This is a genomic window from Streptococcus sp. STR1/CE/0325, assembly GCF_055386095.1.
Genome location: NZ_AP045018.1, coordinates 1232964 through 1255705 on the forward strand (window position 1 = coordinate 1232964; position 22742 = coordinate 1255705).

A 22742-nucleotide genomic window follows, 5' to 3' on the forward strand; every position below is an offset into this window, starting at 1 on the left:
AACACGGGCTACGGGCTGTGCATCTTAACTGAACACGGGACTATTTTCTCGATAAAATAGATAAAACTTCCTAGAAGCCAAAGCTTCTTCGTCAGTTTTCCTAATTTTCCTGTCGAAAATTTTGCCTTAGGCAAATCGTCCCTTTGTATCTTGTTATTCCTCCATATATTCCTTACTCAAAATCTTGGCAAACTGCTTGATAATTGGGAGTTGCAAGAGGGTAAAGCCTCGTTTTCGTTTGTGTTTGCTGATGGCTTTGGCGCTTTCCTTTTCAAAGTAGCCTTGGTTTGTGAGGATAGCTCGGTTGTTCATGACGGCTTGGTCTAGCTCACTTTTGGCATCTTGGGCGACTGCCAATAACTCTGGGTTGGTCTTGCTATCTCTTGACTGAGTGGTTTTGCGGTAGGCTCTGGCGTATTTCCTATCTCCGCTAAAGTGAGCGGCTAGGCGCTTGTTTTCTGCATTGATTTTCTCCACGGCATCGTGGATAACTTTATAACGCTCACCCACTGCCTTGTAGCTTTCGACTTCGGCTTTTTTGATGGCCTCAGACTTTGTGAGGATAGCCTTAAACTTCTCGTAGTAGTCCTTGTAGGTCTGGCTGTCTTTGATATTTTCACTCTCTCTGACTGCGTCTTTAAAGTCCTTGTAGGCTCTTTGGTAGTCGGGGTCTTCGGTGTCCTCATTTTCCATCAGGACTTCTGCGGTCCGCCGTCTGCTGTCTGTGGTAGCCTCCTTGACCTTGGCTAGTTCCAGTTCTTCTTCACCTAGTTTTTCAAAGGAGATGGCTGTCCCCTTTAGGGCTAGATCTAAAAAGTCACTGGATTCCTCCCCGTCCTCACGGTAGAGGATATTCAGGGTTTTGATCCGATCGTCTAACAGGTGGTAGAGGTTTGCGATTTTTTCCTTATCAAGAGTCTTGAGCAGGTCCTCATAGCCTAGATATCTGGCTTGGTTGTAGCCAGACCTTAGGGTGTCGAGCGCTTTTTTGACCTCTTTGAGCGCTGTTTTATCCATGATAGTGGAGAGCTCTCTTGAGAAGTGCTCGAGATTATCTATCGGATAGCGACTCAGTTCTTTTTGGGCTTCTTCTAGCTCGGCTTTTAGCTCCTCTTCCTTCATAAAGATAGCTTGATAAGCCTCCTCTTCCTCGTACTCCTCCTTGAGCTCTGTGAGATAGGCTTGATTGGTCTTTTCAAATTCTTCTGAGATATTGGCAAAATCCACCACATAGCCAAAGCGAAAATCCTTGTAAGGGCGGTTGACCCGTGTCAGGGTTTGAAGGAGCGTGTGCGCCTTAATTTTTCTTGCCAGATAGAGTTTTTTGAGCCTTGGAGCATCAAATCCTGTTAGCAGCATGCTGTGGACGATGAGAAAGTCAATTTCCCCTTTTTTAAAGCGGTCACGCTCACGCTTCATCTCTTCCTTGTCCTCTAGGCTAGAAAGGATGAGAGCAAAGGTAAAGGGCGTTTCTGCCTTTTCTTTCTTTTCCTCAAAAAGACGCGCCAGCTCCCTAGCCTGCTCCGACGTATGGGCAACGATCATGCCCCCTGTCGTCTCATCACCATATCTGGTCCTAAAGTCCGAAAAGTCCTGCAAGATATACTCGAGCAGCGGTTTTACATAGTCTCTATGCGCCTTAAAGGCCTTCTCTGTCACCTCTTGGTCCTGCCAAGTTTGATTTTGCTCTTGCAAATGCTCCTCATAAGCGGTGGCAATGCGCTCTCTCATGAGACGTAGGGTATAGCCATCAGCGATGGACTGGTGATAGTAGTATTTGTGGATATAGTCCCCAAAAATCTCTCTGGTCGTTGCACGGTCCACCTTTTCCTTGGTCTGATCCATGTGGATTAAGGGGGTTCCTGTCAGGGCAATCTTGATGGCATTAGGATCTGCCTGATAAAGATTAGGCAGGTAGGATCCGCGCTCGTTGTATGAACGGTGTGCCTCATCTATAAAATAGACATTTTGTACATTGAGGTCATAGCCAGAGTGATCCGTCAGATCGGTCTCCTCGGTGGTTTTTTGGATATTAAAGACAGCAATATCCTCAGAAAAAGGCTGGTTGAGCTGGTCTTTATTTTCCATCATCTTGACCGAGAGACCACGCTTTCTAAACTCCTTAGCACTCTGCTCTGCTAGATCTAGTCGGTCCACGATGAAGTAAAAACGAGGTACTTTACCTTTTTTGGCAAAATAATCTGTCAAATAGCGCACATTAAAATAAGCCAGCGCCGTCTTACCTGAGCCTTGCGTGTGCCAGATAATGCCTTTTTTGACCCCCTCATCAAGGGCTTTTTCAATGCTTCTGGTCGCAAAATACTGGGGATAGCGCAGGACGTGTTTTTGCAGATCCTTGTCTCCTGCCTTGGTCGTCTCCTCCACATAGACCAAGCCATAGCGCAGGAAAAATCCCAACCGCTCTGGGAAATAAAGGGAGGAGAGAAAGCTATTCAAGGGAGTATTTTCCTCACAATTGGTGAGAAACTCTTTCGAGTGCCGGAGCACCTGCTTATTCGTATCCGTCAAGAGCTCAACCACCTGATGCTCCTCTAAGGGAAGGAGATGATCGATATAGTCGCTTTGCCTTTCCTCCTTAAAGGCATTGAGCTTGATGACCCCCCTACTGATGGAGGTATAGTAAGACCCTTGAAAATCTCCCAAATCCTCGATATAGGGCTGGTTATCCGATAAGGCGATGAGCTGGGTGATGTTGTTAAAGCGCCTAAAAGCCTTGGTCTGCATGCGTCTAGACAAACGCTCTTTTTCGATAGAAATCCCTGTCTCACCTCCTGCCACATGGTTGGGACGCTTGAGCTCGATATAAGACAAAGGCAGACCATTGACAAAGATGACCAAGTCAGGACGAAAGCGCTCCTCACCATCTTTGTAGGTCACTTCGATCGCCACTCTCAGGTCATTTTTACGAAAATCCTCCCAGTTGATCCAGCAAAAAGAGGAGTCAGCACTTTTGCCTTGCAAACGCAAGAAAAAACGCCGTCCCAAATCATTTGCGCCAAGCTCTAACTGGATATTTTGGTGCTCTCGTTTAAAATCCTGCTCACTCGCAGCTGGATTGAGCTTAAAAAACTGCTCCTTGAGGACATCTAGGAGAATATTGGTGGTCTTGTCCCTCTTTTGGTAGAGGTCATCGTTCTTACTCAGGTAGCGATAACCTAGACGCTCTAGGTGCAAAACAGCTGGCAGTTGGACACGAGAGAGTTCGTTGTAACAAGACATAAGAACAGTTCCTTTTTTTTTGAAAACGGTTTTCTAAATAGCGATGAAACATCTCAAAAGAGATGACCATTTTTAATGATGTTTACTGTTAGAAAAGGGTTGGCCGAAGGTCAACCCTTTGATATATGTAGTATATCAACGTTTCGATTTGTCAAGTTTTTGCTCTACTTTTTGACGATTTTTTGATGAAAATAGCAAAAAAACCTAGGACATCCTAGGTTTTTAGACTCTATAATATCTGTAATGGGTAAAATACCTCACGGAGGTTATGGAGCTTTTTGAGTACAAATCAGAGAAGTGACTGTTGATTCTTGAGCTGAAAAATAGAAAAGCGAAAATCATACCTCAAATTTAATCGGACTAAAAGACCCAAATATCAGGATTTTATCCACTCATAAAGGAGATGACCATCTCGAAATTACGGTTAAGCTCGTTTCCCCTGCGCTAAACTGTCCGCTGTGTGGGGGAAAGCGCATCAAATCTCCCAGTCTATCTGGCACAAAACCATTCAACCTCACACCGAAAAACTCAACAATACTGCTATTGCAAGACATTTCCATATCTCCATCTCTGCGATTCAAAGACAACTCAATCAGTTTACGATTTCTCATATTGCCTCGAATGTTATCTGGGGAGTGAACCAATCCGGAGATAGTCTGGCTCAGCCCAAAATCGAAACAAAGACGAATTCACCTTCATCGCTCAAGATTTTGAGACCAAGAAAGTCATGGCGCTTCTTGAGAACAACCGCCAGACCACTATCAAGAACTACTTCTACAGATACCTGAGAAAGGTTCAGGAGACGGTTAAAACTTTCACCTGTGATATGTCTAACGCTATATTTCTATCATTAAACGACCTCGCCTTTCTCATTTTCAAGCTCGGGCTAAACTAATCCAATCCACTGGAAGCTACTACAGAAGAATAGCAGAAAGCTCTCTTTAAAACCGTTTTTTGCACCTTTAAATCCTACAGAACCTACATCACCAACGCTCTTAAACTCCCTTATTCCAATGCCAAACTCGAAGCCACCAATAAAATCATCAAAGACATCAAGTGCCAAGTCTTTGTTTTCTATAACTTCAAAAACTTTAAAATCAAGATTCTCATCGCTTTGAACATACAAAAAGAGAGAACACATCTGGTTCTCTCTCGTTGCTCTTTATAAATCACCCACTACGGTTGATATTGAGCTTCTTTTCAACAGTGATTACAATGAATTTGGATCAACCTTGATACCAGGACCTTGTGTTGTTGTAATCGCAACGTTAGTCATGTAAGTTCCCTTAGCTGTTGATGGTTTTGCTTTAACGATGACATCGTTGAAAGCCTTAAAGTTTTCAACCAATTTGTCTGCATCGAAAGATACTTTACCGATAACAGCTTGAACGATACCTGCTTTATCAGCACGGTAAGTGATTTTACCACCTTTAGACTCTTCAACTGCTTTAGCTACATCCATTGTAACTGTACCAGTCTTAGGGTTTGGCATGAGGTTACGTGGACCAAGGACACGTCCAAGACGTCCAACAAGTGCCATCATATCAGGGGTTGCAATCACGACATCAAAATCCAACCAACCATCGTTGATTTTTGAAACAAGATCTTCTTCACCAACGAAGTCAGCACCAGCTGCTTTTGCTTCTTCAGCTTTTGCACCACGTGCAAAAACAAGAACGCGAGCAGTTTTACCAGTCCCGTTTGGAAGGACCATAGCACCACGGATTTGTTGATCTGCTTTACGCACGTCGATATTAAGGTTGTAAGCAACTTCTACAGTTGCGTCAAATTTTGCAAAGTTTGTTTCTTTTGCGAGTGCCACAGCTTCTTCTACGCTGTAAGCTTTTGTGCTGTCAAATTTTTCAAGAGCAGCACGCATTTGTTTGCTTTTTTTAGCCATTTTTTCTTTCTCCTTGTAATGTGGTTTTAACGATTTTCATCTCCCACGTCACTCATCTAGAACGGATGAAGTCTTGCGGGTAATGGGGTACTATTAGTCAACAACAGTGAATCCCATAGAACGAGCAGTACCTTCAATCATACGCATAGCAGCTTCAAGAGATGCAGCGTTCAAATCTGGCATTTTAGTTTCAGCGATTTCTTGCACCTGTGCACGTGTAACAGTTGCTACTTTAGCCGTGTTTGGTGTACCAGAACCTTTTTCAACACCTGCTGCTTTTTTCAAAAGAACGGCAGCTGGTGGTGTTTTGGTGATGAATGTAAATGATTTGTCCTCATAAACAGAGATAACAACTGGGATAATCATACCAGCTTGGTCTGCTGTACGAGCGTTAAATTCTTTTGTGAATCCCATGATGTTGATACCGGCTTGACCAAGTGCTGGTCCGACTGGTGGAGCTGGTGTTGCTTTACCAGCAGGGATTTGAAGTTTAACGAGTTTTTCGACTTTTTTAGCCATTTTCTAAAATCCTCCTGTTGTGGTTTTGGCGGTAAAGATATTTTTTTTACCTCCCACAGGTATGCTTAGCATACTCTAACTATTATACTGAAATAAAAATAAAATGCAAGGATTTTCCCTCGCATTTTAGGAATTTTTTGCTCTCAAAACTTTCAGCATCCAAAGACAAGCCAAAAGACCAAACAAAGTGGTAAAAAGGCTACCCTCAACACCAAAAGAACCTCCATTTAACCAAGATAGTTCAGTTGTTGACTTTGCTTCAAAAAGCGTCGCAGCAAAGCGATTGCCACTCACTTCAATGCCTAAAATCGGTCCTTGAACAAAATTCCAAGTGGTGTGGGCTGCTCCAATCAGCCACATGCTATCTGTCAAGAGAAAAAGAAGGGAGAAGACCAAACCAAAGATAAAAAGATTAAGTAAGGTGATGAGAGTCATGCCTGGATTTGCCCCGTGAAGAGCGGCAAAGAAAATCGCACTGACCAAGACACCCCAGACCTTGCCTTTTAGACTGGCGACACTATTTTGCACATAGCCTCTCGCTAACACCTCTTCGGTCAAACCTTGAATGACAAAACCGATGAACAAGACAAGAATAGCAAGAAGATTTGGCTGATTAACAAAAGCGAACTGAAAACCACCAAGAAGGGTAACAGAAGCAACCACCAAGGCCATCATTCCAAGTGCCAAGCCAATCCCTTTAAGATACTCAAGGGGCAAATCACTCGCACGAAACCCTAGCGAGCGGCTATCACGTTTATTGACACCTTTGTTATAGACCAACATGAAAATAAGTGCGCCTGAAAATCCAAACAGATGAGCCAAGTTCTCTGCTAAACTCCCTTCTTTGACTGACAGACCTTCTTTAAGCAACAGACCAAAAACAGGGGTCAAAAGGATTGCTGTCAACGTATTCACAACAACAAAGCCAAAAGTCGCAACTAAAAGAGGTGTCCACCAATGTCTAGGTGGCTTTTGTGCTGTTCGTGTTAAACTATTCATTTTTCCTCCAAATTATCCAAAATATAGCCTCACTCTGAGACCTTAGCTAGTCTATCAAAAGAGGATCCTGCTGTCAAGCGCTCCAAAGCCAATAAGCTCTTCTTTCTCTCTTTTCCTCCAGCATAGCCCGATAAATGTCCTGATTTAGCCAACACACGGTGGCAAGGCACTAGGATAATAAAAGGATTGTTGGCAACAGCTTGTCCCAGAGCCCTCGTCTTGTTTTCATCCCCTAATTGTCTAGCCAAAGCTTGGTAGGAGTTGGTCTTACCATAAGGGATTTGCTTTAGTTGCTTCCATACTTGACGTTGAAATAGAGTGCCTCGCTTCGCCAAGGGAAGAGCAAATTTCTCGATAAAGCCTTGACTATAAGCCTCTAGTTGCTGTTGGACTTCTTTTAAAATAAGGTTACTCCCTCTTGGTATCTCCTCACCTAGCTCTTTTTCCAAACGAGAAAACAGGAGTTGACCTTTCTTTGAATCCTCAAAAACCAAGAGATAAAGTTCTTCTTGATTTGCCACTCCTAGCATGGGACCAAAAGGTGTTTCAAAGCATTCTTTCACACAGCTACTTTTTCTCATCTTCCTTCTCCTTCAAACAGTTTACTTTTTAAGCGTTTCACGGTACAATAAAAACATGATACTCGATAAATTATTGGCACTCGCCCTCTTTATAATAACCCCTTTGATTTGCATCTTTATCACGCGCCTTTTTAACCTCGAACGTTTTGGACTCAAGTTTCCTGACTTGACCCTCCCCTTTTACATGGTGGAAATGCTGTTATTATCTGGACATTTTTTCGCCCACACTTGCCTGTCCTATTATAGCATGCTCCTAGCGCTCTTGGCTATTGTTCTTCGCTTTTTACTCCTTAGGCGAACTCCGACACGCTTTTCTTACCGACGATTTTTCAAGGTCTTTTGGCGCAGTAGTTTCTTGCTCTCTAGTATGATTTATTTGATATTAGTGATAGCCATTTTTTTCCAATAAACTAAAATCCTTTGAAACGATTGTTTCAAAGGATTTTTTCTACTCCAATATTTCCTTTATTATGGCTGCTTGAGCGCATTTCCCTTCTGGAATCAAGGGCAAGAGAGGGTAGATATGGTTCATACCGTCTTGGACACTTAGATGAACCGTTACACCTGCTTGCTCTAGTTTTTCGGCATAAGCCAAGACATCTGGGTAAAAAATGTCTCTAGTACCGATATAAAGGCTTGTCTTTATGGGCAAGCTCTCCCCAAAGATTGGACTGATCAGGGGATCTTGTAAACGACGCTCTCCTGCCCAAAATTTGGCTGCAACACTCAAGCGCTCTTTAGATAAAATCGGGTCCATATCCTGATAGTCCTTTATCCTAGGATTTGAGAGACTCAAATCCAACCAAGGGGAAATCAGTATGAACTGATCTGGCAAGGGCAATCCCTGACTTGCTAGGTAAGAGGCTGCTGTCAAGGCAAGACCGCCACCGGAGCTATCTCCCATAAAAATAACTGTTTTGCTCCTTAGTTGCGGTTGCTGGTCTTGATATACCTCAAAGACCAAATCCAAGGCATCTTGATGCTGGAAAAAAGGCACCAAGCCATAGTCCAAAGCAAGGACTTGACTATCCGTTTCCTCAGCTAGACGATTGAGAAAGCGCCAATGATACGGCATAAAGTTCTGAGTGTGACCACCTCCATGAAAATAAATGATCACTCGCTCTTTGGCTTCACCATTCAACTGAAAAACAGGTCGCTGATACTGATTCAAGCGCTTGAAAGGAACACTAAACGCTAGCCCTCTTGGAAATTCATAGCGGGGAATTGCTCCTTTTTGCATTTCTTTGAAAGCCTCTTCTAGCTCACTAGCGCTCTGTTTTTTACTCTGAAACCGTAAGAGCCTCTCTAGCAAGATTGCTCTGAAAGAACGGCTCATTTTTTCACCTCACTCAGTCTTTCAGCCTCCTTATTCCAATCAATGGCACCGCCTTGATAGGCTTCTGGGTGGAGTAACTCGGAGATTTTCAAGGTATCTAATTGATCAAAAAAGGCGCTTAATCCTTTTGATAGGGTCATTTTTACCTTTTCTTCACCATCACGAACATGCCTAGTATCAGAGTAGATATGATGGGCGATGTGTTTAAATTCAATAATATCTGAGTGGAGCTCTAGGGCAAAAAAGATGTCTTTTAGGCTGATTTCATCAACCGACTTAGCCAATTGGTAGCCGCCTAACTTACTGGCACTAGAGCGAATCAAACCTGCCTTGGCGAGTTTCATCAAAATCTTTTTGAGATAAGAGTCAGACACCTGCAAGACCTGACTTAAGACGTGACTTTTGACAGGTTTGTGCTCCTCTTGCAAAGCCAACATGGTAATCACATAAGTGGCCTGTTCAAAACTTTTATTTAACTTCATTGCTGTCCCTCCAACACTTTTTTTCCTGCTGTCATGATGGTTGAGTAGAGGATTTTAGCCATCTTACCTCCCAGTTGACTGGCTTGTTTGGCAAAGATAGGACTTTTTACCTCTAGCTCGATGGTCCACCGAACCAAGGTTTCAGCTCTTCTGCGTTCTTCAAAGGCAATCTCAGTAAAATCCTGCCTAACCACAGGGAAAGAGCGATTGACACGGTAGTGGATAAGACGATTTTGCTCCACATTGGTAATCTCTTCAAAATACCAGCCCGCTATCATGATAATATCACGTTGGGAACCTTTTGTCCACCTGCTACCTTTTCGCCAATCCGCCTTAAAAACAATGGGAGATTTAATGAAGTTTTCCGAATGATAAAACCACTCAAAGACTTCAGAAATAGGAGCTTTGATCGTTTTTTCAATAACGACACGTTCAACAACCATCTTAGTTCACCATTTTTGAAACCATTTCATCTGCTACATCAGACACTAGAACAGGTTTCATATTTTTGACAAACATCCCTAAGAATTTAAAAAGGGGAATCATTTTAGCCAAAACATCACTACGTCCATTGCCGTAAACCACAGTGGGTTCGACCACTTCCGTTCGAATCCCGCTCGCACGTAACTTATCTGCGATACGTTTTTTGCCTTCAAGGAAGGATTTAGGTCCTAAGAGACCGCCGATAAAGCCCATGGCTTTGACCTTCTTTTCCTTAGCGATTTGGAGCATCACTTCTGCGGGATCATCATTGACTTTTTTAAATGCTGCAGGATCACTCTCCGGACGACCTACAAAATCCACAATGTAATCCACCTGTTCTGGTAGCTTAGCCTTTACCGCTGCAGCATCTGTCACGTCAGCTGCGATGTTGTGAATGCGTTTATTGACAAGGCTGTTTTGACCAGAACGAGAGACCACATAAAACTCTGCGCTCGGATCTTTTTTGAGCCAAGTCTCTGTCACATTGCGTCCGATATAGCCATTTCCACCTAATAATACAACTGTTGTCATCTTTTTTTCCTCTTTTCTGTTATTTCAATTCTAACTAACGATTATCCCGCCTTCCCTTAGGACAAGGACAGAATTATAACACGATGGTTTCTTCCTTTTGACGAATGTCATGGTTGAAGAAAATTCCCTTGCAGCCTGCCATTTGAGAGAGATCTTTCATCCACATCAGGGAGGACACGGCTGCAGGCTTATCAGCAAGAACGCCAGGAATCTTTCGCTTCTCTATGGAATCCCCAGCATAGCCGACATCTGAACCCAAAACGATAAAATCATCTTCAGGATTTTTCACCACAATACTGGTCAAACCAAGACTATGCCCTGGTGTCGCCACTAGATGGACCGAGTCATCACCAAAGACATCATAGGATGCCTTACCAAAGACTTGATTGGTCCTTGTCATAAAAGTCTCAAAGTTTACCCCCTCCCAAAGAGAAGATAGGTAACGAACCTTATCTTTTTGTGCTGCCTGCCACTCCTTTTCGTGAACCATAATCCGCTTGGCATCCTTGACATGTGCCAAACCACCAGCATGATCCAAGTCCAAATGAGAGAGCACTAAATAATCGAGATCCTTAGCACTTAGACCAAAGTGCCTTAGGCGTTCATCTACCGCCCAACCTTCTGGCAGATAGGGCTTACTAAAGAGATAGCGGTAGCCGAGATGTTTCTTCGGATCTTGTCGCACCGCCTTGTGCCAGCCTGTGTCATACAAGAGATAGCCCTTAGGGTGTTCAATCAAATAAGATGTGACAGGAATGAGTACCCTGTGCTTGGGACTACGAAAGAGTCCCGTATAAGCTAGAGGATTGGTCGATAATTGGTGATAGAGTAAAGCTTCATCTACCTCAACCATCCCCGTTTTAAAGACATGTACCCGAATCATTTCTCACTCCTTTCTTGAGATATTTTTTATCTTAAATACATTATATATCCAAAGACTTTTTTTGTCAATAGTTTTTTTGCTTTTTCTCACATTACTCTGTTCGTAGAGCTTCGACAGGATTTTTGCGTGAGGCAAGCTGAGATGGAATGTAGCCCGCCAAGAAAGTTAGACCGATACTGAGAAGAACCAAGGCGCCCGCTGTTTCAAGAGATAGACTAGCCGTAAACCCTGTAATCTTCAAAGAATTGGCAACGATTTGATTGATTGGCAAGGTCAAAAGTGCCGCTACTCCTACACCCAAGAGACCAGACGTCAAACCTAATAAACTAGCTTCGGCATTGAAAATACGTGAAATATCTTTCTTTCGTGAGCCAATCGCACGTAAAATACCGATTTCTTTGGTCCGCTCAATCACGGAAACATAAGTCAAAATCCCAATCATGACTGATGATACCAAAAGAGAAATCCCAGAAAAAGCCGTCAAAATAAAGGTTACTGAGTTAATCACGTCTGTAAAAGCAGATGTCAAGGTCTTAGACACATCGGTATAGGTGATTACATATTTCTCATAGTCTGCACTGTCCTTACCATAACGCTTGGCTAGGGCTTGATTAAAATCTTGGAGAACCGATAAGATTTTTTCACGATCATCAAAGGATTTGGCGTAAAAACTAATACTAGTCGGGATGTCTGATCCTCCTAGTCTTTGCATGGTTTGTTGATAAGCCTCCTCACTCAAACTATCATTGGCTAGACCTAGAACACTTTGGGTCGGCGTTTTTTGCTGGGCGCTCACAACAGCGGATGTTTTTTCTTTATTCAACATCTGATCGAGAAAGGTTTGCGCATAGCCTAGCGTCCCGTTAAAGGTGGTGGTCGTTGCATCTTTCAGCTGCATGACCGCCGTGATTTCCAACTCTGTCCCCTTATTATACAGGTCTTCGTTCACTGGATTTGGAAGAAAGTGTCCATTTATCTCTTGGAAGTAGCTGTTATTATCAAGGACACGGATTTTCTTTCCAAGAACATCTTGAACAGCCACCTTGTCCTTACCTGAATAGCCCAACATCTTGAGTTGCTTCTCACTTAGACTCCCGTCTGAATCTAGAAATAAGATAAGTTGATGATCCGTAGGGTAAACGAAACGATCTCCTTTGGCAGCGACCAGTTGATATTTGTCTGTGATGGTTGTTTCATCTGTTGGTAAAACTGCAAAATTAGTATTCGTTGCAATCAAGGTCTGAACGGTATTGTCCTCTACCTCTGTGATATTGCCGTTTTGGTCTTTGATCAAAGCCTTCAGAGCGTAGCCACTATTGAGATTCATACTCTTATAGTAAGACGAGGCATTGGTTTTCATATAGTCAATGAAATTTTCCTGCCCCAAAGCTTTTTCAGTATAACGATTTTGATGGCTTTGACTATTCTTAGCAGGGCGAATATCCGTCGTCTTTTGTGCATTCGTGTTTTCTGACAAACGCTCCGAGAGAGTTCTTGCCCCTAGCCCTGAATCCACCTGAGAAATGGTAATAGGCATGGTAGAGAGTGTCTCTTGCTGAGTGGTATTGATATAGCCTTTCATCCCTTGAGAAATAGCTAGAACGACACCAACACTGATAATACCAATACTTGCGGCGAGAGTGGTTAATAGGGTTCTCGTCTTTTTGGTTAATAAATTTTTAAAACTAGATGAGACAGCTTGACCAAATGACATAGCTGTTTTGACAGGCTTATAACCTTCTTGACCTGTTTTTGACAACTCCTGTTTTGGTGCAGTGTCTTCAACAATACGCCCATCAGACACACGAATAATGCGGTCACTATATTCTTGTGCGAGTTCTGGATTGTGAGTCACCATAATAACCAGCTTATCTTTGCTAATCTCTTTAATCAGCTCCATAATCTGAACACTGGTCTGACTATCCAAAGCACCTGTCGGCTCATCTGCCAAAATAATCTTTGGATTGGTCACCAAAGCTCTAGCAATCGCTACACGCTGCATCTGCCCACCTGAAAGCTGGTTGGGTTTCTTATGAGCGTGGTTTTCTAGTCCCACCTCTCTTAAAGCATTAAGGGCACGCTGAGTACTTTCTTTGTTGGAAACACCTGAGATAGATAGTGCTAGCTTGACATTTTCAAGAATCGACAAATGACTAATGAGATTATAACTTTGAAAGACAAACCCAATAGTCCCGTTACGGTAACTATCCCAATCCTTGTCCTTAAAGGTTCTCGTTGAGGTACCATCCACAATCATATCGCCACTATCGTAGCTATCTAGACCACCAATGACATTTAAGAGCGTGGTTTTTCCACTACCACTCGCCCCTAAAATCGAAACAAACTCTTTATCACCAAAGGTGACAGAAACATCGTCCAAAGCGAGATGTTTTTCTCCACCTAATGCATAAATCTTACGAATGGATTTTAATTCCAGCATAGATAAGCTCCTTTTCTTGAGATATTTTTTATCTTGGATATATTTTATATCCAAAGACTTTTTTTGTCAATAGTTTTGTCTTCATTTTCTCTGCTTTTTTTTGATCATACAAAAAAAGCCAATAGAAACTGGCTTTTTAATTATCTTTGCGCTCACCGGTTACAAACATGGTAAAGCTTGCTTTTACGATGACTTGCTCTTTTTGGTTCAGCACTGTCACATCGACCACCTTGGTCGCGCGACCATCATGGACACACTTCCCTTCGATGGTCAAGGTTTCACCGAGCTTTCCTGCTTTGAGGTAGTTGATATTGGACTGCAGAGTGACCGCATCCACACCTGTTGATAGGGCAACTAAACCGCTGATTTGATCGCACAGGGTAAAGAGGTAGCCACCGTGGGCAAAACCGTAATAATTTAAGGACTTCTCTACTACTTTGGTCCTAACCACGACATGCCCCTTGCTAGACGTGACCTCTTCAAAATTTTCAAAGACACGAATTTCATGTAAGGATTTTTCCATTATTTTCCTCTCTTTTCTTCTTTATTTTTATTCGGTTAGCGATAGAGCCCTTTTTTGACACTTGCCTCAACTAGCTCTTCGACTAACTGCCATAAATCCTCGGATTCTTCCTTGATAAAGACTTTCTTTTCTAAAACCTGTTTGGCACTGAGTTGATTAGGATTATAGCCTTGCTCTGACACCTCTAGGTGGTTAATCAAGGGAACTAAAGCATCCATGCATCTGGCATATCTGGCTTCTAGGCTCCTTCCTTTCTCAAACTCCAGCCAATAGCCTTTCATCTTGACACCATCAGCATCGGGCAAGAGCCCCATAATCATATCAATAGATTGAGCTTCTCTCTCATGAGCATGTTTCTTATTCTCTTCATCAAACACCCAAGTATCCCCTGCACCAATCTCTCCCAAATCATGGAGTAACAACATAGACATAACCTTTTCCATATCTAATGGTTCTGGATAATAGTCCTTGAGAACAATGGCAGCTATTGCTGCCTGAAAAGAATGCTCCGCACTATTTTCAAACCGACCATCAAGCGTACGATTAAAACGTGTCACTGCCTATCTCGTATGCTCCTGACATAAAGGCACATAAAAGAGAGAATCCACTTGGATCTCTCTTCATGGTCATAGGTGACAAAAATCAGATTTAGTGAGACAACTCTTCTCCAACACTAGCTAACAACGCTGGGATAGCGGCTGGCTTAGAGCCACCTGCCATAGCAAGGTCAGGCTTACCACCACCTCGACCATCCACGATTGGAGCCAAGCTCTTGATGAGGTTGCCCGCCGCAACTTCTTTGGTCTTGCTTGCCACAAGAAGGCTGACCTTGTCACCAAGATTGGCTACTAGTACCAAAACATCAGAGTAATCGCCTTGTTTCCAATTATCCGCAAGGGTTCTTAGATCCCCTGCAGAAGAAACGGTAACTTCTTCTGCGATATAGCGAAGGTTTGCTGCTTCTTTAACGGCGGTAAAGAGTTGTGCTGCTTGGGCTGCCGCTGCTTTTTCTTTAAGACTGGCATTTTCTTTTTGTAGCTCACGCAACTGTTCTTGTAGGCTCACAACCTTGGCTGGAACGTCTTTGAGCTGTGGCGACTTGAGTGTTGTTGCAATCGCTTTTAGACGTTCTTCTTCTTCACGATAGGCGTAAAAGGCTTCACGGCTCGTTACTGCTAGGATACGACGGGTACCAGAGCCGATTCCTTCTTCTTTAAGAATCTTAAAGAGACCGATTTCAGACGTGTTGCCAATATGGGTTCCCCCACAGAGTTCCACGGAGTAATCTCCAATTGAAACCACGCGCACGACCTTGCCATATTTTTCACCAAAGAGGGCCATAGCCCCCATCTCCTTAGCTGTATCCACATCTGTTTCCACCGTAACAACAGGTAAGGCTTTCCAGATTTGCTCATTGACTTGCTCTTCGATAGCCTTTAGCTCGTCCTTGCTAAGCGCTTCAAAATGGGTGAAGTCAAAGCGCAAGAAGTCCGCTTCGTTAAGAGAGCCGGCCTGAGTAGCGTGCTTACCGATAATATTATGAAGAGCGGCATGAAGCAGGTGGGTTGCCGTATGATTTTTCATGACCTTGTGTCGTCTTGCGTGGTCAATCTCCAAGGTATATGTCTGACCAACCGCTAGGCTAGCACGAACCTCTGCCTTGTGGAGCGCTTGACCATTTGGTGCCTTTTGCACATCAACGATTTCAGCCACGACATCTCCAGTTTGGTTCTTGATGACACCGTGGTCAGCCACTTGTCCCCCCATTTCAGCGTAGAAAGGCGTATGACTAAAGACGAGAAGGGCTTCTCCTTCTGAAACCATTTCGGTACGCTCATTGTCTGCAATGATAACAGAGAGCACTCCATCCAATTCTTCCTTGTCGTAACTAAACTCAGACGGCTCAACAATGCCTGCCAAGGTTTCATTTTGCATGCCCATCGAACCACCCTTAACAGCACTAGCCCGCGCACGTTCTTGTTGTTCTTTCATGGCAGCTTTAAAGCCTTCGTGATCGATGCTAAAACCTGCATCTTCAGCCAATTCCTCCGTCAACTCTACTGGGAAACCATAGGTATCATAGAGTTTAAAGATGGCTGCACCAGACAAACGGTTCTCATCTTTTTCTTTGAGTTCAGCCAAAACTTCTTCAAGGTGAATGCTTCCTGCATCAATGGTACGAGCAAAAGTTTCTTCCTCACGTTTGATGATTTTTTCAATAAAGTCTTTCTTCTCAGAAACTTCTGGATAGTAACTCTCCATGATTTCCCCAACCGTTGGCACCAACTTGTAGAGGAAAGGTCCCTTGATGCCAAGCTTACGACCGTGCATGACCGCACGACGCAACAAACGACGTAGCACGTAACCACGGCCTTCATTACCTGGAAGAGCACCATCACCGATAGCAAAGGAAAGCGAACGAATATGGTCAGCGATAACCTTGAAGCTCATATTGTCGCCGTCTGGATCATAGGTCTTACCTGACATACTTTCTAACTCTTTGATAATTGGCATAAAGAGGTCCGTTTCAAAGTTAGTCTTAGCCCCTTGGATAACGGCTACCAAACGCTCCAAACCTGCTCCCGTATCAATATTTTTATTTGGCAATTCCTTGTATTCACTACGTGGCACACTTGGATCAGCATTGAACTGAGACAAGACGATGTTCCAAATTTCGATATAGCGGTCATTTTCGATGTCTTCTTCCAACAATTTAATGCCAAGTCCTTCTGGATCAAAGGCTTCTCCACGATCAAAGAAGATTTCTGTATCTGGACCAGATGGACCAGCACCGATTTCCCAGAAGTTATCCTCAAGCGGAATCAAGTGACTAGGGTCAACCCCAAGCTCAACCCAGCGATTGTAAGAATCCTTATCATCTGGGTAGTAAGTCATGTAGAGCTTGTCTTTTGGAAAATCAAACCACTCAGGGCTAGTCAATAGCTCATAGGCAAAAGCGATAGCCTCATCACGGAAGTAATCTCCGATAGAGAAGTTCCCAAGCATCTCAAACATGGTGTGGTGACGGGCAGTTTTTCCGACATTTTCGATGTCATTTGTCCTAATAGCCTTTTGGGCATTGGTAATCCGTGGATTTTCAGGAGCGACACTCCCGTCAAAATATTTTTTAAGTGTCGCCACCCCAGAGTTAATCCAAAGAAGAGTGGGATCGTTTACTGGCACAAGGTTAGCCGATGGCTCAACACTGTGACCTTTGGACTTGAAATAATCTAGGAACATTTGGCGCACTTGGGCACTGGTCATTTGTTTCATGCGTTTCTCCTTTAACAAAAAACAAGCCCATTGATCTGAAAGGGCGCATAAAAGCGCGGTACCACCTTTCTTCAATGAACTTGTCATTCTCGTTTGGTTATCTTAAATAAAATAGTGACATGAGTAGCAAAAATAGATCCATCTTCTGGCTCGCAGCAACCGCCAGTTTCCTGAAAAGATTAGAGTCTATTCATTCTCAATGACTTTATTATACTGATTTTTTTGCCAGACGTCAAGCCATGATGCTATTATTGACCAGAACTTGCCTCACTGCTGCTAGAAGCTGCTGGAATTTCGCTTGAGCTAGACTTGCTTTCACTTGACGAACTAGATGTTGCGCTATTGTTATCCAAAGCATATTGAGATAGGATGTTGGAGAAGGCTTGGTCTTTAATCTTAACATTAGCCTTTTCAAGCGCTTCAGAGATGACTTTCTTTTGAAGGCTACCATCTGCGGTTTGTTCCGCAAGGATAATCTTCTTAAGTTTTGCCTTGTACTCTTTCCAGTCGGCTTTTTTCTCTTCTTTCTTGGTGACCTTGATGATGTAGTAGTTGGTTGTATAGGTACTATTATCAAGAACAGTCAAGACATCTGAGATACCGTTCACATCTAACTCAAAGGCTTTATTTTGGACATCTGCTGGAAGGGTGCTATCTGAAGAATCAAAGCTGTACTCCGTTTTTTGATCGCCCATATTTTCCTTGGCAATAGCAGCAAAGTCAGCGCCTTCTGCTTTGACTTGATCAAGCACAGACTTAGCCTTACCTTCGTCGGTCAATTTGATAGCTTGAACAGTCACTTCTGGCTTATAATTTTCATAAGCCTTTTTATAGTTGGCGTCAGTAAGGGCTTTTTCAGCTTGTTGGTTGACCGCATATTCAATCAGTTTTTGCAAGCGAATGGTTTGTTTATAGGTTTCAGGTGTCATACCAGCTTGAGCCAGAGCTTGGGAGAAAGACCCTCCGTAAGATTCGGCTGACTTATTGTAGGCCTCATTGACTTCTTTTTCAGAGACTTTTTTTCCGTATTGGGATTCAAAGACTCTAGACAAGACCAAGGTCAGCATAGATTGTTGACCAGCTGATGAGCTCTTGACTTGGTTATAAAAATCTGAAACGGTAATCGTATCACCTTTCATGGTGATTAAGGACTTATCGTCCTTACTGCTACAAGCAGAAAGAGCTACCACTGACAAAAGTGTCACCAGCCCTGCTGCAACTGTTTTCTTTAATTTCATGGGAATCATACTCCTTTTATTCGTTAGCCCCTCTAGTATATCATATTTTCTTAAATCCTGCTTAATCAGGCAAGACCACCTCATCAGCAGTCTTTCTCAGCAGTAAAAGGCCATCACCAAGTGGCAAAAGACTAGCTGTCAAGCCAGGATTGTCCAAAGTCGCATCAAATAAGCGATGCAAACCACGGTAAATAGCACGCTGCCCACGCTTAATCTCCTCAAGCGGCAGAGCTACATCGCCCCCTTGAAAAACATCATCAATAACCACTAGACCACCTAGCGACAGGTGTTTAAGTACCTCTGGTAAAAAGACGATGTACTTGGACTTAGCCGAGTCCATAAAGACCAAATCATAGGTTTCATCAAGACGAGTCAAAAGATCCACCGCATCTCCTTCAACCAGAGTAATCTGCCCTCTCTCATCATATTGAGCAAAATTTTCCTTAGCAAGCGCAATCATCTCTGGATTGCGCTCAATAGTTGTAATCTGGCTAGCCTTGGCACTATCTGCCATCAAAAGCGCTGAAAAACCAATTGCCGTTCCGATTTCTAAAATCTTCTTTGGCTGGATGCTCTCTAATAGCCATCTAAAATAAACAGCCGTTTCATGAGGGATAATGGGGATATTATGTTCTTTAGCAAAGGTTTCCAAAACTTTTAAATGCCCCTTGTTTTGTGCTTGCTGCTCCCGCATCAAGGTCACAATCTCTTCTTTGACCACGGGACGTCTCATATTGGGGTTTGACCCTTGATTATACGTTTTTACCATGCTTTTATCTTACCATAAGCCCCTAGGCTTGTCAAAGTAATCTCAAAGTTAGAACCACTTTCGCAAAGCGCTCAAATCCTTGATAGACGTGTTATTAGTAGCTGAATAGGTGGAAAGATTGAGGCTCAGTAGTCCCGCACGACTGGCGGCTTCAATGTCCATAGGGCGATCACCTATGTAATAGGTTTTTCTTAAATCCAGCTGGTATTTGTCTATCAGATAAAAAAGCGCTTCTGGGTCTGGTTTTCTAGCAAAGCCACTCTCAGAGGTCAAGACTTCTGTAAAATAGCCCCAAATCCCCAGGCGTTCAAGCAAAACCTGCGTCGTGCTACCCTTATGGGTATAAATAAAATGCTGAACACCTCTTGCACGACTTTCCCTCAAGATTACTTCAGCGTGAGGCATCAGACGAATATGGTCATCTCGTTTTTCTTGCTCCTTTCGAAATAGCTGCCACATGGCCTTTCCTCGCTCAAGAGACCAGCCGTTTTCTCTAGCAATTTGAGCCATCAACTCCTTGACAGAATAACGCAAGACAAAGGTTCGGATAGCTGTTTCATCAAAGGGCAAAGCATAACGGTCATATACCACCTCAACTGCCGCCATCAAGGCATCATAAGAATCCACCAAAGTCCCATCCAAATCCCAAATAAATGCGGTCATATTCGCTCCTTTTTATCCTCATAAGCTTGAAAGCAGACTGAAAACAACTGAGGAATCCCCAATCGTTTTCACTTAACCTTCTTTTGTCACATCAAATTTCCGACAAAGCCTGTCACTTTCTAGGACTGATGTACTCCCTTTTCTACCAAGGCTTCAAGCTCTGTTAAGCGTTCTTCAAAGACCTTGAAGGCTTGATTGAGATAATCTTTCTTGGTCATATCCACGCCGGCTTTGGCGATGACATTGAGCGAATAATCTGAATTTCCAGCTTTGAGGTAATTGAGATAATGCTCTTTGTCCTCTGCTGTGCCGTGAACAATTTTATCTGCCAAATAGCTAGCTGCGGCAAAACCGGTCGCATATTGGTAAACATAATAATTGTAGTAGAAGTGAGGAATCCGTGCCCACTCATATTGGATGAGTTCATTATCTTCTTTAGGCAGTCCGTAATACTGCTCGTTGAGATCGGCATAAAGCTGATTGAGGTAATCGCTCGTTAGGACTTCGCCTTTTTGATCCGCCTGATAAATGGCATGTTCAAATTCCGCAAACTGAGTTTGGCGAAAAATGGTGCCCTTAAAGCCGTCTAGATAATTATTCAAGATGGCAAAGCGCTCTTTTTCATCCGTCACTTCTTTTAGGAGGGTTTCGGTCATGATATTTTCATTGGTGGTTGAGGCAATCTCAGCCAAGAACAAACTATAATCCCCGTAAACGTAAGGTTGATTGCGACGAGTCAACATAGAATGGACACTGTGACCTGCTTCATGAACCAAGGTATAGAGATTATCCAAGGTTTCCTGCCAGTTGAGAAGGATAAAGGCGTTGGTCGTATAGGCTCCACCAGAGTAGGCGCCTGAGCGTTTCCCTTTATTGACGTGCACATCAATCCAACGATTTCTAAACATCTCTTTGATAATATCAAGGTACTCGTCACCCAAGACAGAAAGAACTTCTTCTGCCTTAGTTAAGGCAGCATCATAGTCATAAGCCAAATCCGTATTAGAAAGCGGCACATACATGTCAAACATCTTGAGCTCATCCACGCCTAAGATTTTCTTTCTTAGGGCGACATAACGGTGAAGTAAAGGCAGGTGTTCACGTACCGCTTCAAGCAAGGTTTCATAAACACTTTCAGGAATGAAATTGCTCGCTAAAGAAGCCTCACGCGCAGACTGGTAATGACGCGCCTTTGCCTTGAAATTTTGCACTTTGACATTACTTTGAAGAGTCTTGGCATAGGTGTGTTGGAATTGCTCGTAGGTGCGGTAAAGCGCCTCGTAAGCATCTTCTCTGACCTTACGGTCTTTTGATTCCATCAAGCTAATAAAGTTACCATGTGTGAGCTCGATTTCCTCACCCTCTTCGTCCAAGATAGAAGGAAAACGAATATCGGCATTGTCCAAAATGCCAAAAATATCTCCCGGTGCGGCGAAAATATCTCCTGCTTCTGCAAGGAGAGCCTCTTCAGCTTGAGATAGGACATGCGCCCTTTGTTGGAAAAGGCGCTCAAAATAATGATTGTACTCTCTAAGAGCTGGCACTTCTTCCAAAAAGGCTTGATAACGCTCAGAACTAAGCTCCATAAACTCTGGTTCATAGAAAGAAAAGGCGGCTTCAAATTGATTGGAAAGACTCATAGCCTTTGATTCTAACTCTTGATAGTAGGCAACCGTGGTGTCCTCATCGTTTTTCATATGAGCATAGACATAAAGGGTCTCGATGCGACTAGCCAAGTCCATATAACGATTGGTAATGTCAAGCAAGCTCTCTGCCGAATCCAAAAGATGACCGACATAAGCCGAAAGACTCGGTAACTCAGCCAATAAAGCCTCGTACTCCTCTTCCCATAGGCTATCGCTAGCAAAAATGGTACTCAAATCCCACATGTAACGCTCTTCTAAATGTTTTCTGTTCTCTGACATTCCTTCACTCCTTTTTGTTTTTTATTGTACCATAAAAAGCTGGGGGATACAGGATTTGACGTGTTTTATCTGTTATTTTTTGATAATAGGCTTCAAATTGTTGGAAAAAGTCGGTCAATTCTCCCTCAATCTGGCAAAATCCATTGTCACTTTCTATTGGTCTCACCTGCGGATAAAAATCTCTTGCAGATAGACTGAGGAGGTTGTCCCCTCTGAGATAAGCTTCTTCTTGTTTTTTCAGCCAATATTTATTCTTTCGTACTAATTGTTCTTGGATATAAAGAAGGACATCTGTCTGACTAACTACCTCATAAGACGATAGAAACTGGGGCTGAAAAGGTTCTCGTAGAATCTGGAGTAAGGGTTGCTGCAAATCATAGGTCTTGGTCAAGTAGTGGCATCTGCCCTTGTAATCCTCATAAATCAAATAGCGCAAGCGAATCTGGTTCCTCTCATCATCTAATTCCCAAAGATGAAAGCCCATATTCTGGGAGAAGTACAGGAATTGTTTCTGTAAGCGCGAGAGTTTTTGACCCAGCCACAAGTTCTTTCCTAGAAGCCACCTAACTTGATAGCCTGCTTCGTGATAAGCCTTGGTCCGCTCGATCAAACGTTTTTCGGATAAGGGGCTACACTGAATTTCAAGCGCCAAGTGCTGATTGACCAGAAGGTCTGCAACTTGATCTAAATCTGGCAGCACCTTTTCCACCGCAACTTCTTCACTGTGTCTCAAATTTTCATATAGTTTGGCTTTGAGAGATAGATGTTCTGCTCCTTCATTTTCCCAAGTCAAAGGACAAGTCACCTTATGGGCAAAATGAGGACGCTTTACCAAACCCTGCCTTAGCTGCAAAGGCTTCTGACAAGAAGGGCAAAAATAAGCCTGTTCTAAGCTAAGTTCTCCCTCTAAAGCGTTGACCAAGTGCCCCTTGTCGTCATAAGCCATCCACATCTTGC

At 43.2% G+C, this 22742-nt stretch carries 20 protein-coding genes and 1 pseudogene; 2 read left to right on the top strand and 19 right to left on the bottom strand.

All coding sequences use genetic code 11. The features are described from left to right. Nucleotides 1-153: 153 nt before the first annotated feature. Entirely contained in the window at nucleotides 154-3240 is a 3087-nt protein-coding gene (locus ACZ49W_RS06040; RefSeq protein ID WP_464814416.1) for a DEAD/DEAH box helicase family protein, read from the bottom strand. Nucleotides 3241-3934: 694 nt separating this feature from the next. Between ACZ49W_RS06040 and ACZ49W_RS06045 the strand changes: the two are divergent. Continuing rightward, nucleotides 3935-4408 (top strand): annotated as a pseudogene (locus ACZ49W_RS06045) (transposase); the annotation flags it as partial. Nucleotides 4409-4450: 42 nt separating this feature from the next. Here the strand turns inward: ACZ49W_RS06045 and rplA are convergent. From rplA to ACZ49W_RS06065, 4 genes are all read right to left on the bottom strand, one after another. Further along, complete coding sequence (rplA, locus tag ACZ49W_RS06050; protein WP_464814417.1) at nucleotides 4451-5140, bottom strand: 50S ribosomal protein L1; 690 nt, start codon at nucleotides 5138-5140, stop codon at nucleotides 4451-4453. 93 nt (nucleotides 5141-5233) lie between these two features. Beyond that, complete coding sequence (gene rplK, locus ACZ49W_RS06055) at nucleotides 5234-5659, bottom strand: 50S ribosomal protein L11 (RefSeq protein WP_464814418.1); 426 nt, start codon at nucleotides 5657-5659, stop codon at nucleotides 5234-5236. A 126-nt stretch (nucleotides 5660-5785) separates the two neighbouring features. After that, nucleotides 5786-6658: a CPBP family intramembrane glutamic endopeptidase gene (locus ACZ49W_RS06060; protein WP_464814419.1), complete on the bottom strand. Its 873-nt coding sequence runs from the start codon at nucleotides 6656-6658 to the stop codon at nucleotides 5786-5788. Nucleotides 6659-6687: 29 nt separating this feature from the next. Next, on the bottom strand, nucleotides 6688-7239 hold the full coding sequence (locus ACZ49W_RS06065) for a methylated-DNA--[protein]-cysteine S-methyltransferase (RefSeq protein ID WP_464814420.1): 552 nt from the start codon (nucleotides 7237-7239) through the stop codon (nucleotides 6688-6690). A gap of 55 nt (nucleotides 7240-7294) precedes the next feature. Here ACZ49W_RS06065 and ACZ49W_RS06070 point away from each other — a divergent pair, with 55 nt between their 5' ends. Beyond that, the gene (locus ACZ49W_RS06070; protein WP_464814421.1) at nucleotides 7295-7648 is read left to right on the top strand and encodes a DUF3397 family protein; all 354 of its coding nucleotides are present in this window, start codon (nucleotides 7295-7297) and stop codon (nucleotides 7646-7648) included. A 39-nt stretch (nucleotides 7649-7687) separates the two neighbouring features. On the opposite strand, the gene ACZ49W_RS06075 is transcribed toward ACZ49W_RS06070, so the two are convergent. The 14 genes from ACZ49W_RS06075 to ACZ49W_RS06140 form a co-directional block, all read right to left on the bottom strand. Next, nucleotides 7688-8479 carry an alpha/beta hydrolase fold domain-containing protein gene (locus tag ACZ49W_RS06075; RefSeq protein ID WP_464814422.1) on the bottom strand — a complete coding sequence of 264 codons (792 nt, stop codon included), beginning with the start codon at nucleotides 8477-8479 and terminating at the stop codon, nucleotides 7688-7690. Nucleotides 8480-8571: 92 nt separating this feature from the next. Next, nucleotides 8572-9057 (bottom strand): Rrf2 family transcriptional regulator, encoded by a 486-nt coding sequence (locus tag ACZ49W_RS06080; RefSeq protein ID WP_464814423.1) that lies wholly within the window; start codon nucleotides 9055-9057, stop codon nucleotides 8572-8574. Further along, nucleotides 9054-9500 (bottom strand): SRPBCC family protein, encoded by a 447-nt coding sequence (locus tag ACZ49W_RS06085; protein WP_464814424.1) that lies wholly within the window; start codon nucleotides 9498-9500, stop codon nucleotides 9054-9056. Before ACZ49W_RS06085 ends, ACZ49W_RS06080 begins: the two co-directional genes overlap by 4 nt. 1 nt (nucleotide 9501) lies before the next feature. Next, a complete protein-coding gene (locus ACZ49W_RS06090) occupies nucleotides 9502-10071 on the bottom strand; it encodes an NAD-dependent epimerase/dehydratase family protein (protein WP_464814425.1) in 570 nt (189 codons plus the stop codon). 73 nt (nucleotides 10072-10144) lie between these two features. Beyond that, nucleotides 10145-10954 (bottom strand): N-acyl homoserine lactonase family protein, encoded by an 810-nt coding sequence (locus ACZ49W_RS06095; RefSeq protein ID WP_464814426.1) that lies wholly within the window; start codon nucleotides 10952-10954, stop codon nucleotides 10145-10147. A gap of 91 nt (nucleotides 10955-11045) precedes the next feature. Further along, nucleotides 11046-13394, bottom strand: a complete 2349-nt coding sequence (locus ACZ49W_RS06100) for an ABC transporter ATP-binding protein/permease (protein WP_464814427.1) — start codon at nucleotides 13392-13394, stop codon at nucleotides 11046-11048. A gap of 136 nt (nucleotides 13395-13530) precedes the next feature. After that, entirely contained in the window at nucleotides 13531-13917 is a 387-nt protein-coding gene (locus ACZ49W_RS06105; protein ID WP_464814428.1) for a PaaI family thioesterase, read from the bottom strand. Nucleotides 13918-13952: 35 nt separating this feature from the next. Then, the gene (locus tag ACZ49W_RS06110) at nucleotides 13953-14474 is read right to left on the bottom strand and encodes an HD domain-containing protein (RefSeq protein WP_464814429.1); all 522 of its coding nucleotides are present in this window, start codon (nucleotides 14472-14474) and stop codon (nucleotides 13953-13955) included. A gap of 91 nt (nucleotides 14475-14565) precedes the next feature. Further along, nucleotides 14566-17190 (bottom strand): alanine--tRNA ligase, encoded by a 2625-nt coding sequence (alaS, locus tag ACZ49W_RS06115; RefSeq protein ID WP_464814430.1) that lies wholly within the window; start codon nucleotides 17188-17190, stop codon nucleotides 14566-14568. A 248-nt stretch (nucleotides 17191-17438) separates the two neighbouring features. Beyond that, complete coding sequence (gene prsA, locus ACZ49W_RS06120) at nucleotides 17439-18428, bottom strand: peptidylprolyl isomerase PrsA (RefSeq protein WP_464814431.1); 990 nt, start codon at nucleotides 18426-18428, stop codon at nucleotides 17439-17441. A gap of 61 nt (nucleotides 18429-18489) precedes the next feature. Continuing rightward, nucleotides 18490-19197, bottom strand: a complete 708-nt coding sequence (locus tag ACZ49W_RS06125; RefSeq protein WP_464814432.1) for an O-methyltransferase — start codon at nucleotides 19195-19197, stop codon at nucleotides 18490-18492. 48 nt (nucleotides 19198-19245) lie between these two features. Further along, nucleotides 19246-19860, bottom strand: a complete 615-nt coding sequence (locus ACZ49W_RS06130) for an HAD-IA family hydrolase (RefSeq protein WP_464814433.1) — start codon at nucleotides 19858-19860, stop codon at nucleotides 19246-19248. 119 nt (nucleotides 19861-19979) lie between these two features. Further along, the gene (pepF, locus tag ACZ49W_RS06135; RefSeq protein WP_464814434.1) at nucleotides 19980-21785 is read right to left on the bottom strand and encodes an oligoendopeptidase F; all 1806 of its coding nucleotides are present in this window, start codon (nucleotides 21783-21785) and stop codon (nucleotides 19980-19982) included. 4 nt (nucleotides 21786-21789) lie between these two features. Continuing rightward, on the bottom strand, nucleotides 21790-22737 hold the full coding sequence (locus tag ACZ49W_RS06140) for a competence protein CoiA (RefSeq protein WP_464814435.1): 948 nt from the start codon (nucleotides 22735-22737) through the stop codon (nucleotides 21790-21792). Between the last annotated feature and the right edge of the window lie 5 nt (nucleotides 22738-22742).

Coding starts and splice junctions, on each gene's coding strand:
- ACZ49W_RS06130 (WP_464814433.1), bottom strand. CDS start 19,860: ATGACCGCATTTATTTGGGATTTGGATGGGACTTTGGTGGATTCTTAT.
- prsA (WP_464814431.1), bottom strand. CDS start 18,428: ATGAAATTAAAGAAAACAGTTGCAGCAGGGCTGGTGACACTTTTGTCA.
- pepF (WP_464814434.1), bottom strand. CDS start 21,785: ATGTCAGAGAACAGAAAACATTTAGAAGAGCGTTACATGTGGGATTTG.
- ACZ49W_RS06070 (WP_464814421.1), top strand. CDS start 7,295: ATGATACTCGATAAATTATTGGCACTCGCCCTCTTTATAATAACCCCT.
- ACZ49W_RS06040 (WP_464814416.1), bottom strand. CDS start 3,240: ATGTCTTGTTACAACGAACTCTCTCGTGTCCAACTGCCAGCTGTTTTG.
- alaS (WP_464814430.1), bottom strand. CDS start 17,190: ATGAAACAAATGACCAGTGCCCAAGTGCGCCAAATGTTCCTAGATTAT.
- ACZ49W_RS06085 (WP_464814424.1), bottom strand. CDS start 9,500: ATGGTTGTTGAACGTGTCGTTATTGAAAAAACGATCAAAGCTCCTATT.
- ACZ49W_RS06060 (WP_464814419.1), bottom strand. CDS start 6,658: ATGAATAGTTTAACACGAACAGCACAAAAGCCACCTAGACATTGGTGG.
- rplA (WP_464814417.1), bottom strand. CDS start 5,140: ATGGCTAAAAAAAGCAAACAAATGCGTGCTGCTCTTGAAAAATTTGAC.
- ACZ49W_RS06095 (WP_464814426.1), bottom strand. CDS start 10,954: ATGATTCGGGTACATGTCTTTAAAACGGGGATGGTTGAGGTAGATGAA.
- ACZ49W_RS06065 (WP_464814420.1), bottom strand. CDS start 7,239: ATGAGAAAAAGTAGCTGTGTGAAAGAATGCTTTGAAACACCTTTTGGT.
- ACZ49W_RS06100 (WP_464814427.1), bottom strand. CDS start 13,394: ATGCTGGAATTAAAATCCATTCGTAAGATTTATGCATTAGGTGGAGAA.
- ACZ49W_RS06125 (WP_464814432.1), bottom strand. CDS start 19,197: ATGGTAAAAACGTATAATCAAGGGTCAAACCCCAATATGAGACGTCCC.
- ACZ49W_RS06140 (WP_464814435.1), bottom strand. CDS start 22,737: ATGTGGATGGCTTATGACGACAAGGGGCACTTGGTCAACGCTTTAGAG.
- ACZ49W_RS06090 (WP_464814425.1), bottom strand. CDS start 10,071: ATGACAACAGTTGTATTATTAGGTGGAAATGGCTATATCGGACGCAAT.
- ACZ49W_RS06075 (WP_464814422.1), bottom strand. CDS start 8,479: ATGCAAAAAGGAGCAATTCCCCGCTATGAATTTCCAAGAGGGCTAGCG.
- ACZ49W_RS06105 (WP_464814428.1), bottom strand. CDS start 13,917: ATGGAAAAATCCTTACATGAAATTCGTGTCTTTGAAAATTTTGAAGAG.
- ACZ49W_RS06080 (WP_464814423.1), bottom strand. CDS start 9,057: ATGAAGTTAAATAAAAGTTTTGAACAGGCCACTTATGTGATTACCATG.
- rplK (WP_464814418.1), bottom strand. CDS start 5,659: ATGGCTAAAAAAGTCGAAAAACTCGTTAAACTTCAAATCCCTGCTGGT.